The 15,931-nt window shown below is 60.8% G+C and carries 26 protein-coding genes and 1 pseudogene; 18 read left to right on the top strand and 9 right to left on the bottom strand.

The window, feature by feature from the left end; translation table 11 throughout:
* Window positions 1-117: 117 nt before the first annotated feature.
* The 3 genes and pseudogenes from mnhG to ACMGFM_RS02120 all read right to left on the bottom strand — a co-directional run.
* Window positions 118-432 (bottom strand): annotated as a pseudogene (gene mnhG / locus ACMGFM_RS02110) (monovalent cation/H(+) antiporter subunit G); the annotation flags it as partial.
* Window positions 429-716 (bottom strand): cation:proton antiporter, encoded by a 288-nt coding sequence (locus ACMGFM_RS02115; RefSeq protein ID WP_436900679.1) that lies wholly within the window; start codon window positions 714-716, stop codon window positions 429-431. The pseudogene mnhG and the gene ACMGFM_RS02115, both read right to left, overlap by 4 nt.
* A complete protein-coding gene (locus tag ACMGFM_RS02120) occupies window positions 713-1,798 on the bottom strand; it encodes a monovalent cation/H+ antiporter subunit E (protein ID WP_436900680.1) in 1,086 nt (361 codons plus the stop codon). Before ACMGFM_RS02120 ends, ACMGFM_RS02115 begins: the two co-directional genes overlap by 4 nt.
* A 162-nt stretch (window positions 1,799-1,960) precedes the next feature.
* On the opposite strand from ACMGFM_RS02120, the gene ACMGFM_RS02125 reads away from it, so the two are divergent.
* On the top strand, window positions 1,961-2,683 hold the full coding sequence (locus tag ACMGFM_RS02125) for a DUF2103 domain-containing protein (protein WP_436900682.1): 723 nt from the start codon (window positions 1,961-1,963) through the stop codon (window positions 2,681-2,683).
* 5 nt (window positions 2,684-2,688) lie between these two features.
* On the opposite strand, the gene ACMGFM_RS02130 is transcribed toward ACMGFM_RS02125, so the two are convergent.
* Window positions 2,689-3,396 (bottom strand): alpha/beta fold hydrolase, encoded by a 708-nt coding sequence (locus tag ACMGFM_RS02130; RefSeq protein WP_436900683.1) that lies wholly within the window; start codon window positions 3,394-3,396, stop codon window positions 2,689-2,691.
* Window positions 3,397-3,563: 167 nt separating this feature from the next.
* Here ACMGFM_RS02130 and ACMGFM_RS02135 point away from each other — a divergent pair, with 167 nt between their 5' ends.
* The 11 genes from ACMGFM_RS02135 to ACMGFM_RS02185 all read left to right on the top strand — a co-directional run bounded on the left by ACMGFM_RS02135 (window position 3,564) and on the right by ACMGFM_RS02185 (window position 9,230).
* The gene (locus tag ACMGFM_RS02135) at window positions 3,564-3,830 is read left to right on the top strand and encodes a 50S ribosomal protein L37ae (RefSeq protein ID WP_436900684.1); all 267 of its coding nucleotides are present in this window, start codon (window positions 3,564-3,566) and stop codon (window positions 3,828-3,830) included.
* A complete protein-coding gene (locus ACMGFM_RS02140; protein ID WP_299272477.1) occupies window positions 3,827-3,961 on the top strand; it encodes a DNA-directed RNA polymerase subunit P in 135 nt (44 codons plus the stop codon). Before ACMGFM_RS02135 ends, ACMGFM_RS02140 begins: the two co-directional genes overlap by 4 nt.
* A 1-nt stretch (window position 3,962) precedes the next feature.
* Complete coding sequence (locus ACMGFM_RS02145; protein WP_436900685.1) at window positions 3,963-4,220, top strand: KEOPS complex subunit Pcc1; 258 nt, start codon at window positions 3,963-3,965, stop codon at window positions 4,218-4,220.
* A gap of 45 nt (window positions 4,221-4,265) precedes the next feature.
* Window positions 4,266-4,646 carry a prefoldin subunit beta gene (locus ACMGFM_RS02150; RefSeq protein WP_436900686.1) on the top strand — a complete coding sequence of 127 codons (381 nt, stop codon included), beginning with the start codon at window positions 4,266-4,268 and terminating at the stop codon, window positions 4,644-4,646.
* Window positions 4,647-4,895, top strand: a complete 249-nt coding sequence (locus ACMGFM_RS02155) for a DUF3194 domain-containing protein (protein ID WP_436900687.1) — start codon at window positions 4,647-4,649, stop codon at window positions 4,893-4,895.
* A gap of 30 nt (window positions 4,896-4,925) precedes the next feature.
* Window positions 4,926-5,435 (top strand): bifunctional nuclease family protein, encoded by a 510-nt coding sequence (locus ACMGFM_RS02160; RefSeq protein WP_436900689.1) that lies wholly within the window; start codon window positions 4,926-4,928, stop codon window positions 5,433-5,435.
* Window positions 5,432-6,106 carry an HAD family hydrolase gene (locus tag ACMGFM_RS02165; protein ID WP_436900690.1) on the top strand — a complete coding sequence of 225 codons (675 nt, stop codon included), beginning with the start codon at window positions 5,432-5,434 and terminating at the stop codon, window positions 6,104-6,106. The genes ACMGFM_RS02160 and ACMGFM_RS02165 overlap by 4 nt, the downstream gene beginning before the upstream one ends.
* Before the next feature lie 26 nt (window positions 6,107-6,132).
* A complete protein-coding gene (locus ACMGFM_RS02170) occupies window positions 6,133-6,609 on the top strand; it encodes an Rpp14/Pop5 family protein (protein ID WP_436900691.1) in 477 nt (158 codons plus the stop codon).
* 2 nt (window positions 6,610-6,611) lie between these two features.
* On the top strand, window positions 6,612-7,397 hold the full coding sequence (gene psmA / locus ACMGFM_RS02175; protein ID WP_436900692.1) for an archaeal proteasome endopeptidase complex subunit alpha: 786 nt from the start codon (window positions 6,612-6,614) through the stop codon (window positions 7,395-7,397).
* A 210-nt stretch (window positions 7,398-7,607) separates the two neighbouring features.
* Complete coding sequence (locus tag ACMGFM_RS02180; RefSeq protein WP_436900693.1) at window positions 7,608-8,339, top strand: GNAT family N-acetyltransferase; 732 nt, start codon at window positions 7,608-7,610, stop codon at window positions 8,337-8,339.
* A gap of 54 nt (window positions 8,340-8,393) precedes the next feature.
* Complete coding sequence (locus ACMGFM_RS02185; protein WP_436900694.1) at window positions 8,394-9,230, top strand: hypothetical protein; 837 nt, start codon at window positions 8,394-8,396, stop codon at window positions 9,228-9,230.
* 70 nt (window positions 9,231-9,300) lie between these two features.
* Here ACMGFM_RS02185 and ACMGFM_RS02190 read toward each other — a convergent pair whose 3' ends face one another.
* A complete protein-coding gene (locus tag ACMGFM_RS02190; protein WP_436900695.1) occupies window positions 9,301-9,522 on the bottom strand; it encodes a DUF1328 domain-containing protein in 222 nt (73 codons plus the stop codon).
* A gap of 163 nt (window positions 9,523-9,685) precedes the next feature.
* Complete coding sequence (locus ACMGFM_RS02195; RefSeq protein ID WP_436900697.1) at window positions 9,686-10,177, bottom strand: metallophosphoesterase; 492 nt, start codon at window positions 10,175-10,177, stop codon at window positions 9,686-9,688.
* A 147-nt stretch (window positions 10,178-10,324) separates the two neighbouring features.
* Here ACMGFM_RS02195 and ACMGFM_RS02200 point away from each other — a divergent pair, with 147 nt between their 5' ends.
* Together ACMGFM_RS02200 and ACMGFM_RS02205 are read left to right on the top strand one after the other, a co-directional pair.
* Window positions 10,325-11,248 (top strand): HhH-GPD family protein, encoded by a 924-nt coding sequence (locus ACMGFM_RS02200; protein ID WP_436900698.1) that lies wholly within the window; start codon window positions 10,325-10,327, stop codon window positions 11,246-11,248.
* 55 nt (window positions 11,249-11,303) lie between these two features.
* Window positions 11,304-11,462 (top strand): hypothetical protein, encoded by a 159-nt coding sequence (locus tag ACMGFM_RS02205; protein WP_436900700.1) that lies wholly within the window; start codon window positions 11,304-11,306, stop codon window positions 11,460-11,462.
* Here the strand turns inward: ACMGFM_RS02205 and ACMGFM_RS02210 are convergent.
* From ACMGFM_RS02210 to ACMGFM_RS02220, 3 genes are read right to left on the bottom strand one after another with little or no spacing between them, the layout of a single operon-like run.
* Window positions 11,457-11,747 carry a hypothetical protein gene (locus tag ACMGFM_RS02210; RefSeq protein ID WP_436900701.1) on the bottom strand — a complete coding sequence of 97 codons (291 nt, stop codon included), beginning with the start codon at window positions 11,745-11,747 and terminating at the stop codon, window positions 11,457-11,459. The genes ACMGFM_RS02205 and ACMGFM_RS02210 overlap by 6 nt on opposite strands.
* A 37-nt stretch (window positions 11,748-11,784) precedes the next feature.
* On the bottom strand, window positions 11,785-12,099 hold the full coding sequence (locus tag ACMGFM_RS02215; RefSeq protein ID WP_436900702.1) for an antibiotic biosynthesis monooxygenase: 315 nt from the start codon (window positions 12,097-12,099) through the stop codon (window positions 11,785-11,787).
* Window positions 12,100-12,149: 50 nt separating this feature from the next.
* Window positions 12,150-14,120, bottom strand: coding sequence for a 3-hydroxyacyl-CoA dehydrogenase/enoyl-CoA hydratase family protein (locus ACMGFM_RS02220; protein ID WP_436900703.1), 1,971 nt, complete (start codon window positions 14,118-14,120; stop codon window positions 12,150-12,152).
* A gap of 117 nt (window positions 14,121-14,237) precedes the next feature.
* Between ACMGFM_RS02220 and ACMGFM_RS02225 the strand changes: the two genes are divergently transcribed.
* From ACMGFM_RS02225 to ACMGFM_RS02240, 4 genes are read left to right on the top strand one after another with little or no spacing between them, the layout of a single operon-like run.
* Window positions 14,238-14,741 carry an FAS1-like dehydratase domain-containing protein gene (locus ACMGFM_RS02225; protein WP_436900704.1) on the top strand — a complete coding sequence of 168 codons (504 nt, stop codon included), beginning with the start codon at window positions 14,238-14,240 and terminating at the stop codon, window positions 14,739-14,741.
* Entirely contained in the window at window positions 14,734-15,165 is a 432-nt protein-coding gene (locus tag ACMGFM_RS02230) for a MaoC family dehydratase (RefSeq protein ID WP_436900705.1), read from the top strand. Before ACMGFM_RS02225 ends, ACMGFM_RS02230 begins: the two co-directional genes overlap by 8 nt.
* A 48-nt stretch (window positions 15,166-15,213) precedes the next feature.
* On the top strand, window positions 15,214-15,498 hold the full coding sequence (locus ACMGFM_RS02235) for an antitoxin VapB family protein (RefSeq protein ID WP_436900706.1): 285 nt from the start codon (window positions 15,214-15,216) through the stop codon (window positions 15,496-15,498).
* Window positions 15,485-15,886 (top strand): type II toxin-antitoxin system VapC family toxin, encoded by a 402-nt coding sequence (locus ACMGFM_RS02240; RefSeq protein WP_436900707.1) that lies wholly within the window; start codon window positions 15,485-15,487, stop codon window positions 15,884-15,886. Before ACMGFM_RS02235 ends, ACMGFM_RS02240 begins: the two co-directional genes overlap by 14 nt.
* The last annotated feature ends 45 nt before the right edge of the window (window positions 15,887-15,931 follow it).

Genomic DNA, 15,931 nt, shown 5'->3' on the forward strand with positions numbered 1-15,931 from the left:
GTCCGGGTCGTCTGGAGCGGACTCGTCGGCGTCGGCTGTCGCCGCCGTCGGTTCCTCCGGGCCCTTTCGCTCGACGGACCGGGTATGGTCAGCGGCGGCGAACAGGTCGCGGTCTGTCTGGTCGTCGTCTGTCGTCCACGGTTCGATCCCCTGCTCGTGGGCCGCGCGAGCAACAGCGTGGGCCGCGGTGGGGTTCGTCACGAAGATGAAAAACAACAGCAACACGGCCTTGATCGTCGTTGCGTTGACTCCGAGGGCCAGCACCACGCCCGCGAGCGTGAAGCCAGCACCGAGCGTATCTGCCTGTGAGGCCGTGTGCGAGCGTGCGTAGATGTCTGGAAGCCGCAACACGCCGACCGTCGAGATGAGGGTAAAAAACAGCCCTATCGCGACCAGGCCCACTGCTCCGCCGGTCCTGACGGTTTCGATCACAGCACACCACCCCGCTCGACGGTGAACTTCGAGATTGCCATGGCCATCAGGAAGTTCAACAGTGCGTAGATGAGCGCGATGTCGAGCAGTGCGGTCTCACCGAGGGCGGCCGCCAGCAGCGCAAGCACGACCACCGTGTTCGTCCCGAGCACGTTGACCGCCAGCACTCGGTCCTGTGTCGTCGGCCCCTTGATAGCGCGGTACGTTAGCGCAATCGCCAGCACCATAAACAGCGCTGCTGCGCCGAGAAACACGTCTTCTATGAACGGCGTGACGGCGCTCATTGGTCCCCCTCCGTCTCGTCGCTCTCATCCTCGTTTTCAGCTTCCGGCTGGAGATTTTCGGTGTCGCCGCGCTCCTGTGGCGTCGGGATTGCCATTGCGTCGCGTCCGTAGAACACGAACCTGACCGCTCGCTCCAGTCCGCCCTCGAACAGGTCCTCACGGACAGAGGGCAACAGTGTGTGGACGTAGAGATGGTCACCACGGACGCGGACCGTCAGTGTCCCCGGTGTGAGGGTGATACTATTTGCGAGCACTGTCACCGGAAGGCTGCCCCAGACGGCCGGCCTGACCTTCGTGAGCCGTGGGTCGATGGGCATACTCGGACGAAGAATCACCGCCGAAACGATGATGTTTGACTTGATGATTTCCCAGAGCAGGTACGGCACGTAGACGAAATGTCTGAGCACGACCAGCAGCGTCGAGCTATCGGGGTCGCTGCTGAACGTGAGTCGAGACATACTCACCGCGACGATAGTTGCCGCCATGACGCCCGTTACCCACTCGAACCAGTAGAACGGGTTGGCTGCAAGCAGCATGTAGAAAAACAGCGAGGCAACGAAGGTAGCACCGAATCGGAGCGGCGAACTGCCTGTCAGTAGCGGGCCCCGCCGTGTCTGTCTGGTCACTGACGCAATCTCGTAGCTAATCCCGAGGTCGTCGAGTTCGTTTGCCAGCGGCCGGAGCAACGGCGACCCGACACCAGGGTCGTACTCGGGGTCGAGGACGATCGTGTCGAGCTCTCGAGCCTGTAGTTCCCTGTCCAGTGCCCGCGCCACGTCCTCTGGGCTGAACAGATACTCCTCCAGTCCGACGTGGTTCGTTTCGATGGTCAGCGCGTTACTATCGTCGCCCGCGTCTTCTTCCGCCCAGATTTCCGCGCGGCTGAGCAGGTCATCGGCCGCCTCGGTATCTCGACGGAGTTCTGTCGTCGGCACGTCGCCACTCGCCACGTCTGGCGCGTGGACGACCACGAACCGGACAGTTCCTGAGCCGTCTGCTAACGCCTCTGAAACGGCGTACTCGACTGTCTGCCGGAGCGTCTCGGTCTCTGAGATAGGGACGAGCAGCTTGTTAGCGGACATATTTGCTCCGTTGTCGACGGACGGATGCGCTCAGTTCCATCACTACGCTCTTAGTTGCCCATGTGTGGGTTGCAACGAAAACAATTTCGCTCTCATGTGGCCGCCAATGGGTGCCGTGAGTCGAAACGCGACGCTTATTCGGCTCCTCGGGTTAGTTGTTGTATGGAGTGTCGGCAGTGTGCGAGTCCACTTGACCGGCCCGGCGATTACTGTCTGGTCTGTCGCACGGCCAACGCCGACACACTCGTTCTCGAACTCGACCGCGAACGTGCGACGGTGACGGCTGTCCACGACGGAGACGTTGTGAGCGCACGGACGGTTACGACCACTGCCGAGACGGACGAAGAGCAAGTGAGTTCAGAGTTGCGCTCGTTTGCTGGGCAGATTGCCGACGAAATCCGACGCAAACGCCCCGAAGAGGTCTACGCTACGGGCGACCGCGAGGTGCTTCGTGCGGTCCGGGCACAGGTGCATTACTCGTTTTATCGCATCGAGGCGGACGACCCAATCGAACACGCGCTCGAACGACAGGGTGAGGCCGAACTGGAAGTCGTCGAAGCCTCAGTCGCAGAGAAACTCGGCGGAACTCATTCGACGCTTATCGGCGGCCGGACGGGACGGAAAGCGCTGGAGGTCGTTGCCGAACACCCACACGTGAAGAAGATCATTCCTGGCCCGATCGACGCCAGCGGCTCCAGCAGCGACGGCGGCCTCCGGGCGAAGGTCACTCGGGCAGACAACACTGGCAACGTTCGACTGCTCGTTCGTGACGGCTCCAGCGTTCAGGAAAACCGAGTGGTGACGACGGCTGACGAACGCAACATGGGTGAACGCGTCCGCGACGACATCAATCAGGCGCTGGTCGAATCTGAGTTCAAAGAGTAGTCTCTCTATCTCGCTGGCAGGCCGTCAGGCCCATCGTCGAGAACAGCAAGCAGCGTCTCGAGGTGGTCCTCGCGCGAACGCGAGGAGAACAGCTCGTGACCCCCGTCGTAGAGCACGATTCGCTCGCTGGGGAGTTGCTGCCCGATTGCTCGCGTGGAAACAATTTTGTCACAGAGCGAGCAGAAACAGACAGCGTCGTGGCGAGCCGGCGGCAGTGTCGCGTGCGCGTCTCGCATCGTACCAAGCAGTGCTGGCGAAACGTTGTCTGGCACGTCGGCAACCTGCTGGGCCGTTGCGTACTCGCCGAGCATATCTGGGTCGTCGATACCACCGGGCAGGAACTTTCGGTTGGTCGGAAGTTGCGCTATGAGACCCACGACGGGATTCTGTCGACTCGGCGGTTCACCCCAGAACGGGCTGAGATAGGTTACTGTTTTCGCGTCGATGTCAGCGTGAGCAGCCGTGAGGCTGCCCGCGCTGTGTGCAAGCACCGCAGGCTCGTCCAGGTCAGCGGCGTAGCGCTCGACTGGGCGCACCCACTCCTCGGGAATGTTGGTGACGTGAACCGGCAGGGTTGCAGTGTGGACGTGCCAGTCAGCGGCGGTCAGGTTGTCGATGAGCCAGCGGACTGGCTCGTGTGTGGTTCGATTCCCCCAGCCGAGCACGAACAAAAGCGACGGGTCATCTCCGTCGCCAAACTGGTCGAATTCCATAGACTCGATTTGACGAGCTAGTACAAAAAAATACTACCAATTAATACCAGGTCCACGCTCTGTGAAAGAGTCACCCAGCGCTGTCGATCACCCAGTGGGCTGGGTTCGATGGTCACCGTCCCGAACTCGCAGGGTTTTTGTACTCGCTGGGCGGAGATTGTGCTACTATGAGTAACGACCAGAACCGGACCGGAAGTGCCGGTCGATTCGGCGCACGCTACGGGCGGGTTGCCCGACGGCGTGTCGCACAGATCGAACGAGAGATGGAGAATGCTACCGTCGACGGCGACGACGTGAAGCGAGTCGGCACCGGCATCTGGGTCAACAAAGAGACAGGCGAGAAGTTCACCGGCGGGGCCTACAAGCCACAGACCCCGGCAGGAAAGACGGTCAAACGCTCGATTCGTGCCGCGCTGGCTGAGGACGACGAATGAGCTACAAGTGTTCCCGCTGCAAGCGTGACGTGACGCTCGATGAGTACGGCGGCGTCCGGTGTCCCTACTGCGGTCACCGCGTCCTGCTCAAAGAACGCAGCAGGGACATCAAGGAAGTTTCCGTCCAGTAACGTGAACCACGAGGCTGTTCTTTCCTTTACGTACAACTCTCCGGCAGCGGCGCGACAGGTCACCGACGCTATCGGGCCGGAAATCGGTGCTATCGACGACGAGCGCAGTCAGGTTCGACACAGCTGTGAGGGTGCTGAACTCGAACTCACCGTTCAGGCGCGTGACCCAAGTGCACTGCGTGCCGCAATCAACACGTGGTGTTCGCTGGTCAGCGTCGCCGAATCGGCCGGCGGTGTCGAGGAATCACAGACCGACTGACCGCGAAAGCGTGGGTTTAACACTCCGGGTCACGACGTGATGGATATGCAAGGAAATCTACCACCGGAAGCACAGGACAAGCTCGAAGAACTTCAGGACCTGCAGGAGACCGCACAGGAGGTCGCGGCCCAGAAGCAGGAAGCCGAAAACCAGCTCCGCGAGTCCGAGACAGCACTCGACGCACTCGACGAAATCGAGGGTGACACGAAAATGTACCAGCAGCTCGGCGAACTCCTCGTCGAGACAGAGTACGACGAGGCAAAAGAGGACCTCGAAGAGAAGGTCAGCAGCCTCGAAGTCCGCGTCGACACTCTCAACAAGCAAGAAGACCGCGTGCAGGAGCAGTTCGAGGAACTGCAGGAAGAACTGCAGGAGATGCTCGGCGGCGGTCCCGGTGGCGCCATGGGCGGTGCCGGCGGCGCATAAATGACGACGGGGGAGCGCCCGGACGACCAAGAAGTTGTTCAGACCGCAGCGGAAGCGGCCGAAGACGTAATCTTCGCCCGCTATTCGCGGTCGGATGTGCGTGACTTTGACGTGACTGTCAGTTTCGAGGACGACCAACTCGAACTCGACGTCTATCTCGACGCCGACGACAGCCAGCAAGACCCAGAAGTGGTCGCCGATGACGCGGTATTGGCGGCCCGCAACGCGGTCGACGAACTGCTGGCATAACCTTTTGAGCGTCGGCGCGTATATCGAGATATGGAACACGAGGCCACAGTCGAGGGTGTGGGCGTCGGTATGAGCGACGAAGGTCCTGGCGCGCCGGTCGTTCTCCTCAGCGCGCGCGAGGAGTTGATTCCAATCTTCGTCAGCGCCGACCAGGCGCAGTCGATGCAGCTGGCGCTTGACGGCGAACCGTTCGAGCGTCCCTTGACCCACGACCTGTTCGTCGAGATGGTCGCGGAATTCGGCGCTGCTATCGACCGCGTCCGAATCGACGACCTGGCCGATGGCACGTTCTACGCGAAAATCGACACTGAACAGTACAGCGGGGGTGAGCGCAAACAGGCCGTCTTCGACGCTCGCCCCTCCGACGGCATTGCTCTCGCGCTTCGAGTTGATTGCCCGCTCATTGTCAGCGACGACGTCGTCGACGAGGCTGGCCGACCGCCAGACGCCTTCGAGGACCACGACGCCCCAGATGACGCCGACCTCGGTGACGTTGACGACTCCGCGGACGACGAGTTTGATGACGGTCCATTCTCATGAGTTACGACGCACTGCTGCTCGATTTTGACGGCGTTGTTGTGAACGTCCTCCCAGATGACCAGCGAGTACCAGCGTTCCGTGAGCAGATTGCAGAGCAAGTGGCCGAACATGGGACCATTGACGCGGACGTCGTCACTGAACTCTCTCACAGCGTCACACCCGAGCGACTGGAGCAACTGAGTGACCGGACCGGAGTTCCGGCGGAGACGCTCTGGCAAGCCCGCGATGACGCACTGGCCACCGTTCTTGACCGGGCTGGCGCCGAAGGTAAAAAAGCGCCTTTCGAGGATGTGCACGCACTCTCGACGGTTACACACCCGATTGGTGTGGTGAGCAACAATCAACACCGCGTCGTGGAGTCGCTCAGCGACCGGTTCGACCTGACACCGCAGTTCGAGACGATTCGGGCACGCGAGCCACACCCGAACAGTCTCCACGACAAGAAACCAGAACCGACCTTTCTGCACGACACGGCTCGCGAATTGGGCGTCGAGACGGCGCTGTTTGTCGGCGACAAGGAGACTGACATCCGGGCGGGACAGGCCGCAGGCATGGACACAGTCCTGCTCCGGCGTGAGCACAATGCCACTATTCCGGTAGAGGCCGAGCCAACCTACGAGGCAACGTCACTCACCGAGGTTGTCTCGTTACTCGATGGGTCGGCACGCTGATTACAGATGAGGCCTGAGTACCAGTAATGAAGCATCTCCCAAAACATCTCCAGCCTCGCTGGCGGTATCTCGCCGTCGCTATCGAAAGCTGGCCCGACACCGAACTCGACCGCAAGGAGTTCCAGCGCCAGTTGTGGTACAGTGCCCAGAACCTGCTGGGTGACACTGGCAGTAGCGAGCTGGACCTGTCCGTGGTCAGGTTCTCGTACGAGGGCGGTGACGGCGAGGCACTGGTCCGGACACGTCGGGGTGAGCAGTCCCGGGCACGGGCCGCAATCGCCTGTCTCGACAGCGTTGAGGACACACCAGTTGGCGTGCGAATCACGGGCGTCGGCGGGACGATTCGTGCCTGTGAAGAAAAGTATATGGGGCGGGGACGGGAAGACCCAGAGCAGAGACAGGTCACGTTCGGCGACGCCGACCGGGGGGTGGTTCGCGGGTCGCGGATCGACGTCCCAACTGCAACGGCGTTTACCGGCGCGACGAACCTCGATTGTGAGTAACTATGCAGGGACAAAACCAACAACAAGCGTACGACCGCGGGATCACCATCTTCTCCCCAGACGGTCGGCTGTATCAGGTAGAGTATGCCCGCGAAGCGGTCAAACGCGGGACTGCGAGCATCGGCATTCGAACTGAGGACGGCGTTGTCCTTGCGGTGGACAAACGCATCCGCTCGCCGCTGATGGAACGGGACAGCGTCGAGAAAATCCACAAGGCGGACGACCACATCGGCATTGCAAGTGCCGGCCACGTCGCCGACGCGCGCCAGCTGATTGACTTCGCACGCCGACGCGCGCAGGTCAACGAACTCCGCTACGGCGAACCGATTGCTGTCGAGACACTGACCAAGGAAGTCACGGATTACATCCAGCAGTACACGCAGGTCGGCGGTGCCCGCCCATTTGGTGTGGCCCTGATCATCGCCGGAATCGCCGACGGCGAACCCAAACTCTACGAGACTGACCCATCTGGGACGCCATACGAGTGGAAGGCGCTCGCGGTCGGTGCTGACCGTGGCGACATTCGTGATTACCTCGAAGAGCACTACGAAGAGGGAATGGACCTCGACACTGGCGTCGAACTCGCGCTGTCGGCGCTGGCGTCGGTCAACGACGACTCCCTCTCACCGGAAGGGCTCGGTCTTGCGACGATCAGCGTCGACGACCAGCAGTTCCACGAACACGACCTCAGCGAGCGTGAGGCGTATCTCGACGGGTTCGGACTGCTCGCGAGCGAGCAAGAGGAGGCTGAGGAAGCCGACGACTCTGACGAAACCGACGAAGAGTAAGCGATTCACTCGCTCGGCCCGCGGCCGAGCCTACTTTTTGCGGCTCCACACGTGCGCTGAGTGTCTATCAGCCACTGGCTCGTCGGTGTAGTCACCCGTGCATTTTACGGGCAGGCAACAGGGTTGTACGACACTCGACGGAGCATAAGTGTGTATAATAAATATGATGTTTTGCAGTATAGCAAAGAGGCCGGCTTACGAATGGGGTGTATGAAACCACTCGAACGTCCGACCTTCCGGACAGACGCGAGCAAACAGATATACCAGTACGTCGAGCGCCACGGGACTGCGGCGCGTCACCAGACACGGAGCGCAGTTGGACTGTCTTCCGAGGAGTTCGAGGACGAACTCGAATGGCTCATCACGAAAGGCTATCTCGAAGACGAGGGGGGAACACTGCGTATCGGCCTCAACGCGGGGTCTGTCGAGGAACACGTCGGTGCGGACCTCACCTACACGATTCGTCCGGCCAGACAGGAGGATTTCGAGGGACTGGTCGATACGATTCGTGATGTGACGTCCGAGGATACCTACGTTGTTGCCGAGAGTATCGCAGACCGATTGCTGTACGAAGATACGGTCCAGCGCCACAATACTGTCGAGTCTCGGGTCTTTTTCGTCGCGGCACACGACGGCGATGTCATCGGCTGGATTCATCTCGACTTGCCCCAGTCAGACAAACTCCAGAGCACTGCCCAGTTGACCGTCGGGGTTCGGGGGGACTTCAGACAACAGGGTGTTGGCAGCCAACTGCTCGGTCGGGGACTCGACTGGGCAGAGGCCAACGGCTACCAGAAGGTGTACAACAGCGTCCCAATGACGAACGACGAAGCGTTGTCGTTCCTCGAAGACCACGGGTGGGAAACTGAGGGAATCCGGCGTGACCACTACACGATTGGGGACGAACTCGTGGACGAAGTGATGATGGCTTATACATTCTAGCTGGCATAATGTTGATGTAAGCGGCCGGTGTTGGGTGAGCCAAGCCTGCGGAGCATGGATTCAGAAGAATACTTCGAGCGCGTCATTCGATTTTTCGAGACGAAGGGTTGGAACACCTCGACGACACAGGTCAACGAATCTGTCTACATCGTCACGGGCACACGACAGAGCGACACCTACTACGACCGGATGATGGCGATGGTCGGACTCGGCCCGGAGACGACGTTCGGCCAGACACACGTGCAGTATCTCGTCGACGCGGCGGCCGACCACGATGTCGACCAACTTCTGGCCACGACCCGTGGCGGCTTCGAAGACGGGACTGAAGACCTCCTTGCCGAGCACGGCATCGATGTTATCGACCCAGAAACTATCGACGACGCCTTCATCGACGGCTTCGAGGTCGAACCGGAGCCGGACACCTTCGAGCAGGCGGCCGCGTCGGGCGCCGGATTCCTCGCGCTCGGACCCGACCGATTCCGCCACAGCTTCGGCTCGCTTCTGGCGCTCTATCTTGTCTCCGGACTGCTATACGGGCTCATCGTTGGGGCGCTTGGAGTCTCCGGCACCGCTACTGGTCCCATGGCGACGGTGCTCGCGGGCGGGCTCGTACTCGTCGGCCCGGTGCTCGCACTTGTGGGAACGCTTGCTCTCGTTGCCAATCGCCGTGTTCCGTCGCCGGCGGGACTCTTTTTTGGCTCTGTTTTCGGCTACCTGTTGTTCGTGGTACTGGTCGGCGGGGCCGGCGGGCTCACGGGGCTGACTGCCTCGACGGGACTGTTCGGCTCGGTCGGCGAGACGCTTCTCGTATTCGCTCTCGGTGTCCCGGCCGGCGTTGGTGCTATCGGAGTCGCATACGCGTTCGTCTCGCTCGACACCGCCGAAACGTAGCGACGAGAACACGTCCCCTTCGAACGCCTCTGGGTCAGTCGTCCTCGTACCGAACCGTCGGTGCCCGCCGTCAGAGCACGAACGACAGGATTGCCAACACTAGAAAGATGATTACGAACCACTTCGCAATGGTCATGCTAACCCCTGCGACGCCGCTTGCTCCGACCGCTGCGGTGACGAGAGCGAGGATGAAAAAGAGGATTGCTAACTTGATGAAATTTCCTGACTGTAACGGATACTGCTGAAGGTGGGTCACCGACCCGTTCACGACTGATGCACCAGTGCTGGACATGTTTCCTATCGGTCCCGGATCCGTATTGTTACCAGCCACATATTCCCGCGAAGACAGAGTACTCTGCTTGAACGGAGTTGCCGTGCGAGGTCTCTCGCGGGCCGGCCCCTCTCGGGTTGATACGTACGTTCGGAAACAGGCTGTCGCCGGAACCCCAGTGTAACTACCGGAGGTCGTGAAACTCCACCTCGTCAGTTTCCGTATCGAGTACGACGCCTGCGGGTGGTTCGGACTCTTCGGTGCCGGTGCCGATGCCACCGGGGTTGATTCGGACAGTTCCGTCCTGCTCTTCGTGGGCCCGAGCGTGCGTGTGGCCGTGCAAGACGTAATCGTAACTCCCAGAGTCGACCAGTGCCTCGATGATTGGGTTGCTGGTCCCGTGATAGACAGCAATGCGCTGGCCACCGAGTGAGAGTTCGCCCATCTCGCCGAGATAGGCACCGAACCCTCGGACTGCGTCACCGAGTGCCCACTCGCCGTCATTGTTTCCCCGAACCGCATAGAAGTCGAACTCCTGGTCGAATTTTGCGGCTGAAAAAGGCGCGACGATGTCGCCACAGTGGACCACCGCTTCGACTTCATCAGTGAACAGTTCGACAGCCGACTCAATGACGTCCTGATTGTCGTGTGTATCAGAGACGATTCCAATCTGCATACGGCGCTGTTCTCTCGGTTGTGGTATCAAACTTTCTGGGCTTGCAACTAGCTTCACAGACGCACAGAAATTGCCGCGTCTCACGGCTGGGACTCGACGGTCGGTCAGGACCACCACACACAAATCAGTCGGTCCCAAGGAGTATCTATGAGCGAGGCGGCCCCAGAGTGCCTTGAGGGAGTCGACACCGACGCGGTCCAATCCGCACTGCTTTCGTGGTATCGCGAGGACCACCGGTCGTTCCCCTGGCGGGAGACAACTGACCCCTACGAGATTCTGGTCTCAGAAGTGATGAGCCAGCAGACCCAACTCGGGCGAGTTGTCGAGGCGTGGGACGACTTCCTTGACCGCTGGCCGACAACTGCCGACCTTGCGGCGGCTGACCGCGCTGCTGTGGTTGCGTTCTGGAGCGACCACAGTCTGGGCTACAACAACCGCGCGAAGTATCTCCACGAGGCCGCCCAGCAAGTCGAGGACGATTACAACGGCTCCTTTCCCGAGACGCCTGACGAACTCTCCGAACTGATGGGCGTTGGTCCATACACCGCCAACGCCGTCGCCTCCTTCGCATTCAACAACGGCAACGCGGTCGTGGATACCAACGTCAAACGGGTACTGTATCGGGCTTTTGGCTGCCCAGACGACGACACAGCCTTCGAGCAAGCAGCAAACGAACTGATGCCCGAGGGTGAATCGCGGGACTGGAACAACGCCATCATGGAACTCGGCGGCGTTGCCTGCGGGCAGACACCAGCCTGTGATGCGCAGTCCTGTCCGTGGCGCGAACACTGCGACGCGTATCACTCTGGGGATTTCACCGCGCCGGATGTCCCCGAACAACCGGATTTCGAGGGCAGTCGCCGCCAGTTCCGCGGCCGTATTGTCAACACGCTCGGCGAACACGACGAACTGGCACTGGACACACTCGGCCCCCGAATCAGGGTCGATTACGCTCCCGACGGGCAGTACGGCCGCGACTGGCTACGCGGTATTCTCACCGATTTGGCCGACGACGACCTCGTCGAACTCGACGAAAGCGGCCCAGAGACCGTGGTCCGACTTCGGCGGTGACCGTGCGTCAGTCCCAAGCCAGCAACTTCATACGTTCCTGTGAGAACTATCAGCCATGATCAAAGAGACCCTCAGTCTGCTCTGGTGGTTGCTTATGCTCCCAATCCGGCTGATTATGCTCCCGTTCAAAATCGTCTCGTTCGTCGTCAGCCTCGTCATATACGCCGTCGTATTGGCCCTTCTCGTCGCCGTCATCTGGTTCGTCATCTTATAGCTCCGACCAGCCGTCGTCTCGTGCCTGGGTCTGGCGGGACTGCTGCAACCGTCGACCGTCGCGTGGGCAGTAATCATACTCGTCATTCAGTGTCTCGAAATCACACTGTGGACACTCGTGGACGGTCTGTTCAGGTTGCTCACCATCGCCCCCTCCCCGGAACAGAAACGGCACAAACGGGAGAAACAGGAAAAACAGGAACGTGTCGAAATACAGCCACAGTGCGGCGGTGAGCGCGAGGCTGGCGACCAGCCCTACGGCGGCGGTGAGCAGTCGCGAGTTCACACGTCCTGTTAGTCGGTTGCCGGTCAAAGGGATTGTGTCAGGACTCGCGGTCGACTCGCAGCTCGTAGTGTGTCGCGTAGTCGTCGTACCGCGTCAGCAACTTTTGAGCGGCCGGCGGGACGTGCGCTCGCTCGGCTGGCTGGCCGGCAAACTCTTCGACGGCCTCGATAGCCTCGAAGCGTAGCATCGTGCAGAACTCCACTTCGTCGCCATCCTCGCGCCGGAGCACTCGCACCCCATGGTAGCCGTCGATTTCCTCGGTGAGGTCCGCGAACACCTCCTCCCGGAGCAGTTGCTCGTAGGCGTCTGCGTCTTCGGGTGCTGTCCAGCCGTGCCAGTGGCGCTCAATCATAGGGACCGTAGCTCCGCGTCAGGCAAAAAATCGGCGACAGTCGGAAGTGCTTACTCGCCCTCGAACTCGGGGTCGCGGTCCGCGGAGAAGGCGGCGACGCCTTCCATCATGTCGTCGGTCGTCAGCAGCAGACCGAAGGCCTGGCTCTCCATTTCGAGGCCAGCGTCGAGGTTCTCGTCTGCTCCCTTGTTCATGACTCGTTTGGCCTTGCGCAGCGCAATCGGCGGGCCAGTCACGAGGTCGTCGACGAACTCGTCGACAGTTTCTTCGTACTCCTCGCCGGAGGCCGAGCGGTTGATGAGTCCCCAGTTCTGTGCGCGGTCTGCGGAGATGTGCTCGCCGCGGAAGACGAGTTCTTTCGCGCGGGCGTCCGAGAGGTTGCGGATGGTTCGCTGGGTGCCACCGCCGCCCGGCAGCAGACCGAGGTCGATCTCCGGGAAGCCGAAACTCGAGGACTCGGTTGCGACCCGGAGGTCGCAGGCGAGTGCGAGTTCGAGGCCACCGCCGAGGCAGTAACCGTCGATTTTCGCCAGCGTCGGTCGTGGGTACTCGGCAACTGCCGAGAACACTTCCGTCGGCTCGGAATCTTTTGCGGGGTCAGAGTTGCTGAAGGCGGTGATGTCGGCACCGGCACAGAACGCTCGGTCGCCAGCGCCCTCGAAGGTAACTGCTCGAACCTCTTCGTCGTCGACGGAATCGAGCAGGTCGACGATTGCGCCCATCAGGTCCGGCGACAGCGAGTTGAGCTGGGCTGGTCGGTCGAGTTCGATTTCGAGCAGGCCGTCGTCGTGCAGGTCGTAGTTGATGGTGTGGTAGTCACCGAGGCCGTCGTCGGAGTCGTACTCGAAGAAGCCTTTGCCGGAGTCGCGTCCGGTGTGGCCGTCCTCGACGAGGTCGACGAGATAATCCGATGGCTCGTAGCGACCCTCGCCGTGGTCGTCGCCGTACTCTTCGTGGAGCTCTTCGAGTTTCTCGACGATGGTGTCGAGGCCAGTCTTGTCGGCGCGACGGCACGGCCCTTCTGGGAAGCCTGCACCGAGGCGCAATCCTGTATCGATGGCATCAGCCGTGGCCACGTCGTTCTCGATGAGTTCGGCGGCGCGGTTGACGATGACGGACTCGATGCGTAGCCAGTCGAAGTCGTCGGTGGCGTCGGTTGGCTCGTACTCTGCGCCGTCACCGTCCTCGTAGTCGTAGTAGCCCTTGCCGGTCTTCTGGCCGAGGTCCTCGGCGTCGACTTTCTCCTGGACGATTGGCGGAATCGGCATGCCCGCTTCTTTGCGGACGTGGTAGCCGATGTCGATGCCGGTCATGTCACCGAGCTCGAACGGCCCCATCGGATAGCCGCGCTGGGCCATCGACGCGTCGGCTTCCTTGATTGTCGCCGCACCCTCGGAGACCATCCAGGCGGCCTCGCCGCCGAAGGGACCGAGGACGGTGTTGACGACGAAGCCTTGCACGTCCTTCCGGACGTAGATTGGCGTCTTGTCGATTGATTCGATGAACTCGTAGGCTTCCTCGGCGGTGTCGTCGCTGGTCTCCGCACCGTAAATCACTTCCACGAGGTCCATCTGGACTGGCGGGTTGAAGAAGTGCAGTCCAACGACGCTCTCGGGTCGGTCCGTCGCCGACGCAATTTCTGTAATCGAGAGCGACGAGGTGTTCGAGGCCAGCAGTGCGTCCTCGTCGGCCATCTCGTCGAGGTCGCCGAAGATGTCCTTCTTGAGGTCCATCTGCTCCGGCGCAGCCTCGATGACCATATCTGCTCCTTCGACGGCCGACTCGAGGTCGACCATCGTCGAGACGCGGTCGAGAACGTCGTCAGGGTCCTGGTCGATCAGACTCTTCTCGCTGAGTTTGTTCAGCGACCACTCGATGTCGTCGTAGCCATCCTGAACGATATCCTCTTCGATGTCCCGCATCGTTACGTCGTACCCCGCGAGGGCGACGACCTCCGTGATTCCGTGTCCCATACTCCCTGCGCCTAACACCGTGACGGTGTCGATACTGTCTATTGTCACGTCTGTTGGGTTCTCACGAAACCAATATTAAAACATCGGTCCGAAGCTGCTTACATTGCTCAGATATCTCGCTTGCGGAACAATAGAATAAACAGGGTGGGGCGTACAGGTGGTGGTATGCCAACCAAGTCGATGGACGAACTACAGGAGCTAGTCGGCACCTCGGTCGTGACGGTCGAGGATTTCGAGATCGAGGCCGGCAAAGTCGAGGAGTTCGCTCGCTCAGTCAAGGACGACGACCCGGTCTACCGGGACGAGGCGGTCGCTGAAGAACGCGGGTTCGACGCGATTCCCGCGCCGCTGACCTTCGAGCGCGTCTCGATGTTTCCCCGGTATCGGACGGTCGAAAAGTACGGTATCGACCTCGGCTTCCAGGAGGAGTACACCATCCACGGCGAGCAGGCCTACGAGTACGAACGACCACTTCTCGTCGGGGACGTGCTCACCGGCGAGACGACCCTCGCAGAAATTTACGAACGTGACGGCAAACGCGGCGGGACGATGACCTTCGCCGTGCTGGAAACCGAGTACACCGACGAGGACGGCGACCTCGTCCTGACGGCGCGGTCGACGGCGATCGAGACCGCCGGCGCGATTCAGGCAGGTGATGACGATGAGTAAGGAGATCCCAACGGCCGCAGACCTCGACGTAGGCGACACGGGGCCAGAGCCACAGATCGAAGAGGTCGAACGACGAGATTTCGTCAAGTATGCCGGGTCGAGCGGCGACTTCAATCCGATTCATTACGACCAGCGACTCGCCAACATGGCTGGCTACGACGGCGTCTTCGCGCAAGGGATGCTCACCGCTGGCTTCGCCGTGCAGGCGGTGACAGACTGGTTCGGCATCGAAAATATCGAATCCTACGGCGTTCGCTTCGAGTCACAGGTCTGGCCCGAGGATACCGTGACTGCGGTGGCTGAGATTGTCGATATCGACGTTGACGGCGAGGGGGCCACCGTCGAGACGGAACTGTCGGTGACAAACCAGGACGGCGAGGAAGTGCTGAGCGGCGAGGCGACGGCGACGATTCCGGCCGAGTGACCCGTCCTCGGCGAAATAGGTTTGTGCTTGTGTACACAAACACAACACATGGGGACGAAGACAATCGGCCTCCGGGAGGACGCCTACGAGAAGCTGAAGGCTCGCAAACGAGAGGACGAGAGCTTTACAGACCTCGTCGAGCGGTTGCTCGAGGAGTCGACTGCGGACTGGCGCGATGGGTTCGGGACGCTCCCAGAGGAGGACGCCACAGAACTCGAACGGTTCGCCGCTACATCTCGCGACCGAGCCAGCGAGGGCACTGCCACGAGACAGCAGGAGGCTCTCGAAGAATTATCGTCGGTTACGGACGGTGAACGCGATGAGACTGCTTGACACAACTGCGCTCATCCACTACTGGGGCGGCGTCGACGCTGTCGGTTCGTATCTCGAATCGAACGAGGGCCACGAATTTGTGACGACGACGCTGAACATCAAGGAGATTGCCGTGGGTCGAAAACTCCAAGAGGCGTTTGACCCGCAGGAACTTCTCGCTACGTTTGATTGGGTAACCACCGTGCCGTTCGAGAGCGAACACGCGTTTCACGCTGCCGAGATGGAGGCGGGTCTCCGCCGAGACGATGGTATCAACCGGGACAAAAACAACTCACTTACCGGGGACCTCCTCATCGCAGCCGTTGCGAAGGCAGAGAATGCACCGGTCGTCACGCGGAATACTGACGATTTCGAGCAGTTTCCTGGTGTTTCTGTTGAGTCGTACTGACGTTCTGTCTTCTCTCGTGTGCTGTCGATACGTGGCTCTGAGTAT

The sequence above is a fragment of the Halovenus halobia genome (assembly GCF_051414135.1).
GTDB classification, from domain to species: Archaea; Halobacteriota; Halobacteria; order Halobacteriales; family Haloarculaceae; genus Halovenus; species Halovenus halobia.

Bases quoted from the DNA above. Each gene is read 5' to 3' on its own strand.
- ACMGFM_RS02120 (WP_436900680.1), bottom strand. From the start codon at position 1,798: ATGTCCGCTAACAAGCTGCTCGTCCCTATCTCAGAGACCGAGACGCTC.
- ACMGFM_RS02230 (WP_436900705.1), top strand. From the start codon at position 14,734: ATGAGTAAGGAGATCCCAACGGCCGCAGACCTCGACGTAGGCGACACG.
- ACMGFM_RS02190 (WP_436900695.1), bottom strand. From the start codon at position 9,522: ATGTCCAGCACTGGTGCATCAGTCGTGAACGGGTCGGTGACCCACCTT.
- ACMGFM_RS02140 (WP_299272477.1), top strand. From the start codon at position 3,827: ATGAGCTACAAGTGTTCCCGCTGCAAGCGTGACGTGACGCTCGATGAG.
- ACMGFM_RS02125 (WP_436900682.1), top strand. From the start codon at position 1,961: ATGGAGTGTCGGCAGTGTGCGAGTCCACTTGACCGGCCCGGCGATTAC.
- ACMGFM_RS02215 (WP_436900702.1), bottom strand. From the start codon at position 12,099: ATGATTGAGCGCCACTGGCACGGCTGGACAGCACCCGAAGACGCAGAC.
- psmA (WP_436900692.1), top strand. From the start codon at position 6,612: ATGCAGGGACAAAACCAACAACAAGCGTACGACCGCGGGATCACCATC.
- ACMGFM_RS02200 (WP_436900698.1), top strand. From the start codon at position 10,325: ATGAGCGAGGCGGCCCCAGAGTGCCTTGAGGGAGTCGACACCGACGCG.
- ACMGFM_RS02150 (WP_436900686.1), top strand. From the start codon at position 4,266: ATGCAAGGAAATCTACCACCGGAAGCACAGGACAAGCTCGAAGAACTT.
- ACMGFM_RS02165 (WP_436900690.1), top strand. From the start codon at position 5,432: ATGAGTTACGACGCACTGCTGCTCGATTTTGACGGCGTTGTTGTGAAC.
- ACMGFM_RS02160 (WP_436900689.1), top strand. From the start codon at position 4,926: ATGGAACACGAGGCCACAGTCGAGGGTGTGGGCGTCGGTATGAGCGAC.
- ACMGFM_RS02130 (WP_436900683.1), bottom strand. From the start codon at position 3,396: ATGGAATTCGACCAGTTTGGCGACGGAGATGACCCGTCGCTTTTGTTC.
- ACMGFM_RS02235 (WP_436900706.1), top strand. From the start codon at position 15,214: ATGGGGACGAAGACAATCGGCCTCCGGGAGGACGCCTACGAGAAGCTG.
- ACMGFM_RS02170 (WP_436900691.1), top strand. From the start codon at position 6,133: ATGAAGCATCTCCCAAAACATCTCCAGCCTCGCTGGCGGTATCTCGCC.
- ACMGFM_RS02185 (WP_436900694.1), top strand. From the start codon at position 8,394: ATGGATTCAGAAGAATACTTCGAGCGCGTCATTCGATTTTTCGAGACG.
- ACMGFM_RS02225 (WP_436900704.1), top strand. From the start codon at position 14,238: ATGCCAACCAAGTCGATGGACGAACTACAGGAGCTAGTCGGCACCTCG.
- ACMGFM_RS02240 (WP_436900707.1), top strand. From the start codon at position 15,485: ATGAGACTGCTTGACACAACTGCGCTCATCCACTACTGGGGCGGCGTC.
- ACMGFM_RS02205 (WP_436900700.1), top strand. From the start codon at position 11,304: ATGATCAAAGAGACCCTCAGTCTGCTCTGGTGGTTGCTTATGCTCCCA.
- ACMGFM_RS02195 (WP_436900697.1), bottom strand. From the start codon at position 10,177: ATGCAGATTGGAATCGTCTCTGATACACACGACAATCAGGACGTCATT.
- ACMGFM_RS02180 (WP_436900693.1), top strand. From the start codon at position 7,608: ATGAAACCACTCGAACGTCCGACCTTCCGGACAGACGCGAGCAAACAG.
- ACMGFM_RS02115 (WP_436900679.1), bottom strand. From the start codon at position 716: ATGAGCGCCGTCACGCCGTTCATAGAAGACGTGTTTCTCGGCGCAGCA.
- ACMGFM_RS02155 (WP_436900687.1), top strand. From the start codon at position 4,647: ATGACGACGGGGGAGCGCCCGGACGACCAAGAAGTTGTTCAGACCGCA.
- ACMGFM_RS02135 (WP_436900684.1), top strand. From the start codon at position 3,564: ATGAGTAACGACCAGAACCGGACCGGAAGTGCCGGTCGATTCGGCGCA.